Genomic DNA, 12,074 nt, shown 5'->3' with positions numbered 1-12,074 from the left:
ATCGTAAAAATTAAATTGTTATTATTTCAAATTTTATAGCTGCCTGCCATACCTGCGCTTTTTCTTCTTCCTGCGCTTAATGGTCGGTTGGTTGTTGTCCTGCCCCTGCTGTTCGGGGGTAAGGACAGATAACAAGCTGCCCGCTGCATCTTCGACTGTAGAATGTCCGGCTTGCGGTTGTTTGTCGGTAGCGGATTTATCAGTCTGTCGTAAATTATCGGACTGCTTCGGCTGCTGTGTTTGCAGATCCTCGCGGGGCGAATCATCTGCGAACCGTTCGTTAAGGACATTCGCCGAGAACTCCTTACCCAGACGCGAACCGTTCAATACCGCCCGCTCGTTGTGGTCGATAAACGTAGCCCCGAAAATGCGCCCTTCATCATTCCGACGAAGTACCAAGTCAATACCTTTCTTCTGCAATGCCGCCCGGAACTCGCTTTCGGTGCGGGTACTGTTCAAGGCTTCGGAAACCACTGTACGGGTACGGGCTGTAACGCCGTCCGCCTTAATCGTTTCTTTCGATTTACCGAACTGCTTTTCCAATGCTTCGATACCGAGAGCTTTGCCGAACAGGGAGGATTTCAAGGGCTTACCGATACGGTTGCCCTCATCGTTCAATGCTGAATATACCAATCCCCTATAAGGCTTGCCTTTATTCTCCCCTTTGATTTCCTCTACGCCTACATTATATAAGGATAGCAGGGCGCGATATTCGCCGAGTGTCTGGAAACGGTACATTCCGGAAAGCGGCTTGATAACGTTTGCCACCTGTTTTTTTAAGTTCTCATGGCTAACGTTTACCGGGGCAAGCTGCCACGCCTCGCCCTGCTTCTGACCTTTGGCGGGAATCAGATTGTATTTCCGCTCCAAATCTTCTACAATAGCCGCACTGCGCCGTTTTTCCATTTTGTCGGAAACGGGCCTGCCGTTAGGCTGCACCCGTGAACCGACAATGTGAATATGCTGTCGGTCGATGTCCTCGTGCTTAAAAATTATATAAGGCTGATTGCCATAACCGAGGCGTTCCATGTATTCACGCCCGATGTCCGATAGTTGCTGATCGGTCAGCTTATCGTCGGGATGTGGATTCAGTGAAATATGGATTGCGGGGTTTTTGGTGGTGATATGTGAAGGCATAAACCGCTCAAAATCCTGCATACAGGCAGAGGTGTTGAACGCTCCATCAGCAGGTTCAATCACTAAATTAGTCGCCAAAACCTTACCTAAACCCTCGTCCACTTTCTCCTGATTGTAGGAAAGTGCGCCGTACAGGTTGCTCCCGTGAGAAATTTTCGCCACCATTTTTTAGAGGTATTTCGCCTTAAACTGCTCGCATAGCTGCATCACTTCGCGCCCGATTCCCGCCAGTTCTACGGTCGCTTTCTCCAATTTGTAGAGCAATGCGAGTGCTTTTTTCTCCCCGAAATTGCTGTGCAGTTCTTTTACGATCTGGTTGTAATTCACGCCAACGCTCCGAAACTGGCTGTGTAATGCGGTCAGCTTTGCGGTAAATTCGACAGCCGATGCGTCCGTTTTTACTACCCGGAACTCATCGCCAAAGATGCGGGCTGAGATAAAAGCAGACAGTGATTGTACGCCTGACTGCTCGAACATGGCAAGAAATCCGGCGTGCTGTGTATCCGTCAGGTTCACCGTCAGCCGATGTTTCGCCGGGTCGTTCTTCGGTGGTCTGCCCCCCTTTCCCCGTTTGCGGGGTTCTCTTTTTTCTTCGTTCATAACATTAATCTTTTAGTGGTTATATGAACGCTACGGACGGCTCATGCCGACTTAATTTTTCCCGACTTCGGAGAGGAAAATCCCCTCTGGAAGAGCAAGAGGTTGATGCTGCAAAAAACGTAGTTTGCTGCAATCAACACATCTTGCTATTTGCCAAAATGCAAATACGTTTTGCCCGCAAGGGGCATCTTTTCGTCCCGAATTTTTCGGGATGTAAGACTGCCCTTCGCCGGGCAATTTATGAGTGCCGAGCTTATCTTAAAAATCGGCATGAATACCCCGTAACATTTCATGCTGCAAAGTTACGGTGATTAAATAATATGCTGTATATCAATAAGTATAGACAATGCCGGACAGAAGCTACCACCCCTCGAAAATATAGTTCAAGTATGAAAAAGAAGGCGTTTATTTGCCGTCAAAATGGATTTGAAGCCTCGTTGATTTATGAATTTACAGAGGTAAAAAATCAACGATTTGAATTTGCACTGTCGTGCTGTCGTACTGTTGTAAATAAGTGCTGTCGTAGTTGTTTATCGCTTTGCATTTTTAGTCCTGTGACTATGTATTGTAGTAAACAATCAAATAAGCGGGGAACTATCAATACAATTCAATCCTCTGATACGAAAGCATTGTAGTCAGTAAGCATATCATCAAATACCAACTGAATAAAAACAGTACCGAATTAGAGGTACGGATAATTCAATAAATAACAATTAAAACATTCAGAACAATGAAAAAGGAAGTAAGTAAAAAAGAGCCGAAGTATGTAGCATTCAGCACACAGAAAGGTGGAGCAGGAAAAACTACCCTTACCGTTTTGGTCGCAAGTTACCTGCATTATGTAAAGGATTTCAATGTTGCAATCGTGGATTGCGACTACCCGCAGCACTCCATCGCGGAGATGCGGGAACGTGATTTCAAAATGGTGGAACAGGACGAGTATTACAAAGGGATGGCTTATGAGCAATTTACCCGTATGGGAGGTAAGAAAGCCTATCCCGTGATTGAGAGCAGTACGGAAAAAGCGTTGAGCGATGCCGATACGCTTTGTGAGCAGGGCGAATATGACTTTGTATTCTTCGACCTGCCCGGTACGATGAACAATCGTGATTTAGTCCTCGCCCTTGCCAGCATGGATTATATCATTGCTCCGATTGCCGCCGATAGGGTGGTAATGGAAAGTACACTTAACTACATGATTGTCGTAAGGGACAATATCGTGAATACGGGTAAGTCCAATATCAAAGCTATACGGCTTTTATGGAATCTGGTCGATGGCAGGGAAAAATCCGAATTGTATGAGGTGTACGAAGGGGTTATCAAAGAGTTGGGGTTTATAGCCCTTAACACCTTCATCCCTGACAGCAAACGTTTTCGTAGGGAGCAGTCCGTCAATCACAAAGCCCTGTTCCGTTCAACATTATTCCCTGCGGATAAATCCCTTGTCAAAGGCAGTAATATAGATGCCCTTACCGATGAGCTTTTGGAATTGATAAATGGGTAAGCTATGGCAAAGAAAGTAGATACATCAGGGTTTGACCCCGACTTTATCATAGGTCAGACCAAACCCGACAACAGGGCAAATCCGCAGGTTATCCAACCCGCTGAACCTGCGTTGGAAGATAGCCCGCCGGAACAGCCGAAAGAAAAAGAAACGCCAAAGCGTAAGCGCGGCGGGCAGGCAGGATATAAAGAAACCTTTTTGAAGCGTAACGAAATCAAAACACGGCAGTGCGTCTATATCAGCTTCGATGTTCATGCGGTTATCACAAAACTTGTCAGGGCTTTGGTCGATGCCGGAAATGATATTTCCGTAGGCGGGTATATAGATACGGTGCTTAATGAACACCTGCAACTCCATAAGGAAGAAATAAACGAGGTATATCGGCAACGCCCGGACGATTTACTGTAAATGAAAAAGCTATGGAAAGATATATCATTTCAGCCATTATGCTGTACGCATTAGTTGTTGTCCTATACCTGCTCCGGGAACGGATGCAGAAACGGAAAAAGAACGCAGCGAAAAATCCCGCTTTCAACCCGTTTCGCTCTGCTCCGAAAGAAGATATAGTCGGCAAAAGCAAATTTGACCTTAGACAATCCCGGACAGTAGCTACCACGCTGATTCATAACGAAAAACGGATTGAAAATGAGCCTATATTTGCTGACGAAAACAAAAAAGATGCTCCGGTAATACCCCCTTTGGTTGAATCGGAAACAGTCGTATCAAGCGAAAATATGACGGACGAAAATTCAAACGAAATCAATTTAGTAATTGAGAACACAGCCCCCGAATTTGAGCCGGAATATGAAGATATAGACGAAGAAGAAACAGAGGACGAAGATACCGAAGGGGTCGCCGGGGTTTCGATGGCACTTGGACTTGGCTTTGACGAACTGGCGGGCATGGTGCGGACGGTAGAAACTGCCAACGATGCAACATCCGAAGAAAAAGAAGAAGCCGGGCGGATATTGGTAGAAATACGGCAGACCGAAATGTTTGAACAGGTCGCAGGCGATGAACCGAAAAAGAAAGTGGTGTCTGCACTTATGGACGATTACTTTTCCGCTTTCCATAGAAAGAAACGGGAGGCGGGAGAAACAGACGAACCAGCGGTAAAAGCACCGAAAAATTTTGATGTTCGCAGCTTTGCGTAGGATGTGGAACAATTAAAAAAACGAAGCAAAATGAAAGAACGGGATTACGGTTAGCTATGGATGCCAACCACTAAAAGATTGAGTTAAACAACATTATTCATTTCCGGTACAGGGGGCTGTTCCACCCCCTGTACCATTAATCAAAAAATCGTATGACAAAGAAAAAAATTCTTATGTCGGCAGCCTTCATTTTCGCTGCCGCATCATCCGCCCTTGCACAAGGCAACGGTATCGGAGGTATTACCGAAGCTACCAACATGGTAACTTCGTATTTCGATCCCGGCACAAAATTGATTTACGCCATCGGAGCCGTTGTCGGCTTGATCGGCGGAATCAAAGTATATAACAAGTTCAGTTCCGGCGACCCCGATACATCGAAAACCGCCGCCTCTTGGTTCGGCGCGTGTATCTTCTTGATTGTCGCCGCCACCATCCTACGCTCCTTCTTCCTGTAACCCATTTCAAAAACGATAAAACGAAATGGAGCATAATATTAATAAAGGCATTGGCAAGAGTGTAGAATTTAAGGGTTTGAAGGCGCAATATCTGTTCATCTTTGCGGGTGGTCTGTTGGCTGTATTCGTAGTTTTTGTCATTCTGTACATGATCGGCATAGACCAATGGGTATGTATCGGCTTTGGCGTTATTGCCGCATCCGTTTTGGTATGGCTGACTTTCAACCTGAATGCGAAATACGGAGAACACGGATTAATGAAAGTGCTGGCAAAACGGCAGCACCCGCGCTACCTGATAAACCGCAAAAATTCCCGCCGCTTGTTCCAACGCCCTAAAAAGAAGGAGGTGCGCGATGCGTAATATATTGAAAGCGGCGACCATCGAAAGCAAGTTCCCGCTACTGGCTGTGGAACACGGCTGCATCATCAGTAAAAACGCGGATATAACGGTAGCCTTCCGTGTCGATCTGCCGGAACTGTTTACCGTTACCGCCCTAGAATATGAAGCCATACACTCGGCTTGGGCGAAAGCGATTAAGGTTTTACCCGACTATTCAATTATTCAAAAGCAGGACTGGTTCGTAAAGGAAACCTACAAACCGGAAACGGATAAGGAAGATATGAGCTTCCTGTCCCGCTCGTTTGAACGCCACTTTAACGAACGTCCCTACCTGAACCATAGCTGTTTCCTGTTCCTGACAAAAACGACTAAAGAGCGAATGAGAATGCAGAGCAATTTCTCATCGCTTTGTCGTGGGAACATTATTCCCAAAGAGGTAAACAAGGACACGGCTACACGGTTTTTGGAGGCGGTCGGGCAGTTCGAGCGAATTGTAAACGATTCGGGATTTATAAGCCTTACCCGCCTTACTTCGGACGAGATCACGGGAACGGAGAACCAGCCCGGATTGGTGGAGAAATACTTTGCCCTCTCGTTGGACGATACGACTTGTTTAGAGGATATGGAACTTGGAGCGGACGGTCTGCGTATCGGAGAAAAGAAAGTATGCCTGCATACGATTTCCGATGTGGAGGATTTGCCCGGAACGGTCGGAACGGATATGCGGTATGAAAAGCTATCGACTGACCGGAGCGACTGCCGACTGTCGTTTGCAGCACCCGTAGGGTTGCTGCTCTCATGCGACCATGTATATAACCAGTACATTTTTCTGGACGATTCGGCGGAGAACCTGCGGAAGTTTGAGAAGTCAGCCCGCAATATGCAATCGCTATCAAGGTACAGTCGTGGAAACCAAATCAACAAAGAGTGGGTCGATAAATACCTGAACGAAGCGCACAGCTTCGGGCTTACTTCGGTACGGGCGCATTTCAATGTGATGGCATGGTCGGAAGATGCGGAGGAACTAAAGCATATCCGTAACGATGTCGGCAGCCAGCTTGCCTTAATGGAGTGCAAGCCCCGCCATAATACAACGGATGCGGCTACGCTCTATTGGGCTGCCATGCCGGGCAATGCGGGGGATTTTCCGAGTGAGGAAAGTTTTTATACGTTCATCGAACCTGCCCTGTGTTTCTTTACCGAAGAAACCAACTATCAAAGTTCGCTTTCTCCTTTCGGCATTAAGATGTGCGACCGTGTGAGCGGTAAACCGCTTCATGTGGATATATCGGATTTACCTATGAAACGCGGGATTACCACCAACCGAAATAAATTCGTGTTGGGGCCATCCGGTAGCGGTAAATCCTTTTTTATGAACCACCTCGTCCGCCAGTATTGGGAACAGGGTACGCACGTTGTCTTGGTCGATACGGGTAACTCCTATCAGGGATTGTGTGAAATGGTGCGCCGGAAAACCAAAGGGCAGGACGGCATCTATTTTACATACACGGAAGAAAATCCGATTTCTTTTAATCCTTTTTACACAGACGATTACAAGTTCGATGTAGAGAAAAAAGACAGCATTAAAACATTGCTTTTGACCCTCTGGAAATCCGAAGATGATAAGGTCAGCAAGACCGAAAGCGGCGAACTTGGTAGCGCGGTATCGGCGTATATCGAGCGTACCAGGGCTGACCGCTCTATCGTACCGTCCTTTAATACATTTTACGAATATATGCTNGGATTAATGAAAGTGCTGGCAAAACGGCAGCACCCGCGCTACCTGATAAACCGCAAAAATTCCCGCCGCTTGTTCCAACGCCCTAAAAAGAAGGAGGTGCGCGATGCGTAATATATTGAAAGCGGCGACCATCGAAAGCAAGTTCCCGCTACTGGCTGTGGAACACGGCTGCATCATCAGTAAAAACGCGGATATAACGGTAGCCTTCCGTGTCGATCTGCCGGAACTGTTTACCGTTACCGCCCTAGAATATGAAGCCATACACTCGGCTTGGGCGAAAGCGATTAAGGTTTTACCCGACTATTCAATTATTCAAAAGCAGGACTGGTTCGTAAAGGAAACCTACAAACCGGAAACGGATAAGGAAGATATGAGCTTCCTGTCCCGCTCGTTTGAACGCCACTTTAACGAACGTCCCTACCTGAACCATAGCTGTTTCCTGTTCCTGACAAAAACGACTAAAGAGCGAATGAGAATGCAGAGCAATTTCTCATCGCTTTGTCGTGGGAACATTATTCCCAAAGAGGTAAACAAGGACACGGCTACACGGTTTTTGGAGGCGGTCGGGCAGTTCGAGCGAATTGTAAACGATTCGGGATTTATAAGCCTTACCCGCCTTACTTCGGACGAGATCACGGGAACGGAGAACCAGCCCGGATTGGTGGAGAAATACTTTGCCCTCTCGTTGGACGATACGACTTGTTTAGAGGATATGGAACTTGGAGCGGACGGTCTGCGTATCGGAGAAAAGAAAGTATGCCTGCATACGATTTCCGATGTGGAGGATTTGCCCGGAACGGTCGGAACGGATATGCGGTATGAAAAGCTATCGACTGACCGGAGCGACTGCCGACTGTCGTTTGCAGCACCCGTAGGGTTGCTGCTCTCATGCGACCATGTATATAACCAGTACATTTTTCTGGACGATTCGGCGGAGAACCTGCGGAAGTTTGAGAAGTCAGCCCGCAATATGCAATCGCTATCAAGGTACAGTCGTGGAAACCAAATCAACAAAGAGTGGGTCGATAAATACCTGAACGAAGCGCACAGCTTCGGGCTTACTTCGGTACGGGCGCATTTCAATGTGATGGCATGGTCGGAAGATGCGGAGGAACTAAAGCATATCCGTAACGATGTCGGCAGCCAGCTTGCCTTAATGGAGTGCAAGCCCCGCCATAATACAACGGATGCGGCTACGCTCTATTGGGCTGCCATGCCGGGCAATGCGGGGGATTTTCCGAGTGAGGAAAGTTTTTATACGTTCATCGAACCTGCCCTGTGTTTCTTTACCGAAGAAACCAACTATCAAAGTTCGCTTTCTCCTTTCGGCATTAAGATGTGCGACCGTGTGAGCGGTAAACCGCTTCATGTGGATATATCGGATTTACCTATGAAACGCGGGATTACCACCAACCGAAATAAATTCGTGTTGGGGCCATCCGGTAGCGGTAAATCCTTTTTTATGAACCACCTCGTCCGCCAGTATTGGGAACAGGGTACGCACGTTGTCTTGGTCGATACGGGTAACTCCTATCAGGGATTGTGTGAAATGGTGCGCCGGAAAACCAAAGGGCAGGACGGCATCTATTTTACATACACGGAAGAAAATCCGATTTCTTTTAATCCTTTTTACACAGACGATTACAAGTTCGATGTAGAGAAAAAAGACAGCATTAAAACATTGCTTTTGACCCTCTGGAAATCCGAAGATGATAAGGTCAGCAAGACCGAAAGCGGCGAACTTGGTAGCGCGGTATCGGCGTATATCGAGCGTACCAGGGCTGACCGCTCTATCGTACCGTCCTTTAATACATTTTACGAATATATGCTGGGCGACTACCGCCGGGAACTGGAAGAAAGGGAAATCAAGGTAAGCAAAGAGGATTTTAACCTCGACAATATGCTTACCACCCTTCGCCAGTATTACCGGGGCGGGCGTTTCGACTTTCTGCTCAATTCCGAGCAAAATATCGACCTGCTGAATAAAAGCTTTATCGTCTTTGAAATTGACAGTATTAAGGAGAATAAGGAACTATTTCCTGTGGTGACGATCATTATTATGGACGCGTTTATCCAGAAAATGAGGCGGTTAAAAGGTGTGAGAAAGCAACTCATTGTTGAGGAAGCATGGAAGGCTCTCTCATCGGCGAATATGGCTGAATATCTGAAATATATGTATAAAACAGTCAGAAAATATTTCGGGGAAGCCATTGTCGTAACGCAGGAGGTGGACGATATTATCGCTTCGCCCATTGTCAAAGAGGCGATTATCAACAATTCCGACTGTAAAATCCTCTTAGACCAGCGAAAATTCATGAACCGCTTTGATGTGATCCAGTCGCTTTTAGGATTGACCGATAAAGAGAAAGGGCAAATCCTGTCTATCAACATGGCGAATCATCCCGGCAGATTTTATAAAGAAGTCTGGTTCGGGCTGGGTGGCGTTCAGTCGGCGGTATATGCTACGGAAGTTAGCGGCGAAGAATACCTGACTTACACAACGGAGGAAATCGAAAAAATGGAAGTTTTCAAAAAGACGGACGAACTCGGCGGGGATTACGAACTGGCGATTAAGCAGATTGCCGAAAGCAAACGCGGATAATTATTAACCGGGGCGTTTGAGCCCCATAACCACTAAAAGATCATGTTAAAAAGATTCAGTAACGAGCAACTGGAAAAGTTGCTCATCCACACGGTAGGGATAAACAGTATCCTTACCGAAGTTCTGCTCAAACAGCAGGAAGAAACGGAAGTCATCGGCGACAACGCCCATATCGACATCCTTGTTATCGACCCCAACGGTAGAGGTAAACGCTCCGTAAGAGAGGCTGAACCCCTCAATCTTGATGTGCTGTGCGGCGATTGGAAAAGTTGTAAAAAGAAACCGGATTTATTGATATTCAAGGCTGAACCGGGCTATATGATAGCACTCGGCAAAAAGCCTGAAAACGGTATGGTCGCCGATTGCTACCTGATCCAAAACTTTCAGGGAAACCTCTGTTTCTATGCGGGAGATGGTGCGGTTATTCTTTCCTACGACAAAGAGGGAGATACGATTACACTCTTTCCGGGCGGCGAGTACAATCGAGTGGAAGAAACGAAAAAGTAAGAAGGTACGCCATGTTCAGCAAATGTAATGCAGCCGACCCTTGTGCCGCACATCAGGATTTTCACCTGTGGGAGATTACGGGACGTTGGGTAAGCCCGGACGGTGCGCCTGCGGTAACTATTTACCGCAACACTTCCCGCAAGCGGGGAGGCATCCAGCTCCGTCTTACTTACAACAACCCGCAGGTGGTCTGTGATTGTACGATGTACTGTGTGTTCGGTCTGTATTACATAGACCTGTACGGGCGTATCGGGATTGCCTACGACCGGGAGCGGGAGGTACTCTTGCTTTCCGCTTTCGGCGAATATATCCGGACAGAGGATTAGCCCGAAAGGGCTATCCACTCTCTCGGATAGTAAGACAAATAAATAAGTAATAAACAATTAAAAATTCATAGCAATGAAAAAGATTTTTTTAAGCCTTGTATTAGCCGTTAGTTTCTTCGGCTTTGAGGCAAAAGCACAGTGGGCGGTAATCGACCCGACGAACCTTGTTCAAAACATTTTGACGGTTGGTAAGACCGCAACGACAGCAACCAATGTAATCAACTCCTTTCAGGAAATGCAGAAAATCTACAATCAGGGCAAGGAGTATTACGACAAACTGCAATCGGTACATAATCTTATCAAGGATGCCCGCAAAGTAAAGGAAACGGTAGAGCTGGTAAGTGAAATATCGCAGATATATTCTACCAACTTCAATAAAATGCTGACGGATAAGAATTTCACGCCCGCAGAACTGGAAGCCATATCAGACGGATATACCAAGATATTGAAGGAGAGCGGCAACCTGCTTTCCGATATAAAGAATATCGTTTCAGCCTCCAACGGGCTTTCCATGACCGATGCCGAGCGCATGGCAATCATAGACCAGATACATACTAAAATGGTGGAACATCGCAACCTTGTGAGCTACTTTTCCAAAAAAAGTATCTCCGTTTCATTTATCCGCAGTCAGGAATCGGGCGATATGGAGCGGGTACGCTCCCTGTATGGTGATCCATCCGAAAGATACTGGTAAGCCATGATGTTGTTAGCAATAGATTTCGATAACCTGCACCAGCTTCTTAGGAATCTGTATCAGGAAATGATACCCCTTTGCGGCGACATGATCGGTGTCGCTAAAGGGATAGCGGGTTTAGGTGCGCTGTTCTATGTGGCTTCCCGCGTATGGCAAGCCCTCTCACGGGCAGAACCGATAGACGTATATCCACTGCTACGTCCCTTTGTGATTGGCTTGTGCATTATGTTCTTTCCGACTTTTGTACTCGGTACGATCAACGCTGTTATGTCGCCTGTGGTAAAAGGAACGCATACCATTTTGGAATCGCAAATAGAGGATGTGCAGGCATTACAGGCGGAGAAAGACGCGCTGGAATATGATGCGCGGGTACGCGAGGGCAAAGCGTGGTTGGTCGATGACGAAGTGTACGACCAAAAGATGAAAGATTTGGGGATATGGGAAATGGGGGAGATAATCAGTATGTGGGGCGAACGCAAATGGTACGATATGAAAATGTGGTTTCGCCAGTTAGTCCGGGATTTCTTCGAACTGCTGTTCAATGCCGCTGCCCTGACGATTGACACGTTGCGTACCTTTTTTTTGGTGGTGCTGTCAATCTTAGGGCCGCTGGCATTCGCACTCTCTGTTTATGACGGTTTCCAATCCACGCTTACCAACTGGCTTTCACGGTATATCAGCGTGTACCTGTGGCTACCCATTGCCGATTTGTTTTCGGCGGTGCTTTCAAAAATTCAGGCGCTCATGCTGCAAATGGATATAGGGCTACTCAAAGACCCGTCCTACGTACCGGACGGCAGTAACGGCGTGTATATAATCTTTCTGATTATAGGCATTATCGGGTATTTCTCTATCCCGACCGTTGCAGGCTGGGTCATTCAAGCCGGAGGCGGTAGCGGTACACGCGGGGTAAATGCGGCTGCGAGTAAAGGTGCTGCCCTTGCCGGAGGTGTAGCCGGAGCCGCTGCGGGCAACGTAGCCGGACGCTTATTAGGTAAATAATAAAAAACACTC

Annotated in this window: 12 protein-coding genes and 1 pseudogene; 11 read left to right on the top strand and 2 right to left on the bottom strand. The window is 47.0% G+C overall.

Annotated elements, in window-relative coordinates; all coding sequences use genetic code 11:
• Nucleotides 1–33 precede the first annotated feature (33 nt).
• Together mobB and mobA are read right to left on the bottom strand one after the other, a co-directional pair.
• Nucleotides 34–1,302, bottom strand: coding sequence for a conjugal transfer protein MobB (mobB, locus tag BQ8014_RS08885; RefSeq protein WP_080904066.1), 1,269 nt, complete (start codon nucleotides 1,300–1,302; stop codon nucleotides 34–36).
• Between the two features lie 3 nt (nucleotides 1,303–1,305).
• Nucleotides 1,306–1,737 (bottom strand): conjugal transfer protein MobA, encoded by a 432-nt coding sequence (mobA, locus tag BQ8014_RS08880; RefSeq protein WP_080904065.1) that lies wholly within the window; start codon nucleotides 1,735–1,737, stop codon nucleotides 1,306–1,308.
• Nucleotides 1,738–2,467: 730 nt separating this feature from the next.
• Here mobA and BQ8014_RS08870 point away from each other — a divergent pair.
• The 11 genes and pseudogenes from BQ8014_RS08870 (at nucleotide 2,468) to traJ (ending at nucleotide 12,062) form a co-directional block, all read left to right on the top strand.
• Nucleotides 2,468–3,241 (top strand): ParA family protein, encoded by a 774-nt coding sequence (locus BQ8014_RS08870; RefSeq protein WP_080904063.1) that lies wholly within the window; start codon nucleotides 2,468–2,470, stop codon nucleotides 3,239–3,241.
• A gap of 3 nt (nucleotides 3,242–3,244) precedes the next feature.
• On the top strand, nucleotides 3,245–3,649 hold the full coding sequence (locus BQ8014_RS08865; RefSeq protein WP_080904062.1) for a DUF3408 domain-containing protein: 405 nt from the start codon (nucleotides 3,245–3,247) through the stop codon (nucleotides 3,647–3,649).
• Between the two features lie 11 nt (nucleotides 3,650–3,660).
• Nucleotides 3,661–4,395 (top strand): hypothetical protein, encoded by a 735-nt coding sequence (locus tag BQ8014_RS08860; RefSeq protein ID WP_080904061.1) that lies wholly within the window; start codon nucleotides 3,661–3,663, stop codon nucleotides 4,393–4,395.
• 152 nt (nucleotides 4,396–4,547) lie between these two features.
• Nucleotides 4,548–4,850: a DUF4134 domain-containing protein gene (locus tag BQ8014_RS08855; protein WP_080904060.1), complete on the top strand. Its 303-nt coding sequence runs from the start codon at nucleotides 4,548–4,550 to the stop codon at nucleotides 4,848–4,850.
• 25 nt (nucleotides 4,851–4,875) lie between these two features.
• Complete coding sequence (locus tag BQ8014_RS08850) at nucleotides 4,876–5,211, top strand: DUF4133 domain-containing protein (protein ID WP_080904059.1); 336 nt, start codon at nucleotides 4,876–4,878, stop codon at nucleotides 5,209–5,211.
• A pseudogene (locus BQ8014_RS08845) lies at nucleotides 5,204–6,928 on the top strand (TraG family conjugative transposon ATPase); the annotation flags it as partial. The gene BQ8014_RS08850 and the pseudogene BQ8014_RS08845, both read left to right, overlap by 8 nt.
• Before the next feature lie 106 nt (nucleotides 6,929–7,034).
• Nucleotides 7,035–9,533 carry a TraG family conjugative transposon ATPase gene (locus tag BQ8014_RS08840; protein ID WP_080904058.1) on the top strand — a complete coding sequence of 833 codons (2,499 nt, stop codon included), beginning with the start codon at nucleotides 7,035–7,037 and terminating at the stop codon, nucleotides 9,531–9,533.
• Between the two features lie 42 nt (nucleotides 9,534–9,575).
• Nucleotides 9,576–10,040 (top strand): DUF3876 domain-containing protein, encoded by a 465-nt coding sequence (locus BQ8014_RS08835; RefSeq protein ID WP_080904057.1) that lies wholly within the window; start codon nucleotides 9,576–9,578, stop codon nucleotides 10,038–10,040.
• Nucleotides 10,041–10,051: 11 nt separating this feature from the next.
• Nucleotides 10,052–10,366, top strand: a complete 315-nt coding sequence (locus BQ8014_RS08830; RefSeq protein WP_080904056.1) for a DUF3876 domain-containing protein — start codon at nucleotides 10,052–10,054, stop codon at nucleotides 10,364–10,366.
• A 73-nt stretch (nucleotides 10,367–10,439) separates the two neighbouring features.
• Nucleotides 10,440–11,060: a DUF4141 domain-containing protein gene (locus BQ8014_RS08825; RefSeq protein ID WP_080904055.1), complete on the top strand. Its 621-nt coding sequence runs from the start codon at nucleotides 10,440–10,442 to the stop codon at nucleotides 11,058–11,060.
• 3 nt (nucleotides 11,061–11,063) lie between these two features.
• On the top strand, nucleotides 11,064–12,062 hold the full coding sequence (gene traJ, locus BQ8014_RS08820) for a conjugative transposon protein TraJ (protein WP_080904054.1): 999 nt from the start codon (nucleotides 11,064–11,066) through the stop codon (nucleotides 12,060–12,062).
• Nucleotides 12,063–12,074: the final 12 nt, after the last annotated feature.

Origin of the sequence: Parabacteroides sp. Marseille-P3160, from assembly GCF_900162725.1 — a bacterium.
Taxonomy (GTDB): domain Bacteria; phylum Bacteroidota; class Bacteroidia; order Bacteroidales; family Tannerellaceae; genus Marseille-P3160.
Note: the sequence above shows the minus strand (reverse complement) of the source record. Positions and strands in the feature narration are given on the sequence as shown.

What these genes read in the sequence shown, in the direction of transcription:
- BQ8014_RS08855 (WP_080904060.1), top strand. Translation starts at nt 4,548, where the DNA reads ATGACAAAGAAAAAAATTCTTATGTCGGCAGCCTTCATTTTCGCTGCC.
- traJ (WP_080904054.1), top strand. Translation starts at nt 11,064, where the DNA reads ATGATGTTGTTAGCAATAGATTTCGATAACCTGCACCAGCTTCTTAGG.
- BQ8014_RS08850 (WP_080904059.1), top strand. Translation starts at nt 4,876, where the DNA reads ATGGAGCATAATATTAATAAAGGCATTGGCAAGAGTGTAGAATTTAAG.
- BQ8014_RS08860 (WP_080904061.1), top strand. Translation starts at nt 3,661, where the DNA reads ATGGAAAGATATATCATTTCAGCCATTATGCTGTACGCATTAGTTGTT.
- BQ8014_RS08840 (WP_080904058.1), top strand. Translation starts at nt 7,035, where the DNA reads ATGCGTAATATATTGAAAGCGGCGACCATCGAAAGCAAGTTCCCGCTA.
- BQ8014_RS08835 (WP_080904057.1), top strand. Translation starts at nt 9,576, where the DNA reads ATGTTAAAAAGATTCAGTAACGAGCAACTGGAAAAGTTGCTCATCCAC.
- BQ8014_RS08830 (WP_080904056.1), top strand. Translation starts at nt 10,052, where the DNA reads ATGTTCAGCAAATGTAATGCAGCCGACCCTTGTGCCGCACATCAGGAT.
- BQ8014_RS08865 (WP_080904062.1), top strand. Translation starts at nt 3,245, where the DNA reads ATGGCAAAGAAAGTAGATACATCAGGGTTTGACCCCGACTTTATCATA.
- mobB (WP_080904066.1), bottom strand. Translation starts at nt 1,302, where the DNA reads ATGGTGGCGAAAATTTCTCACGGGAGCAACCTGTACGGCGCACTTTCC.
- BQ8014_RS08825 (WP_080904055.1), top strand. Translation starts at nt 10,440, where the DNA reads ATGAAAAAGATTTTTTTAAGCCTTGTATTAGCCGTTAGTTTCTTCGGC.
- mobA (WP_080904065.1), bottom strand. Translation starts at nt 1,737, where the DNA reads ATGAACGAAGAAAAAAGAGAACCCCGCAAACGGGGAAAGGGGGGCAGA.
- BQ8014_RS08870 (WP_080904063.1), top strand. Translation starts at nt 2,468, where the DNA reads ATGAAAAAGGAAGTAAGTAAAAAAGAGCCGAAGTATGTAGCATTCAGC.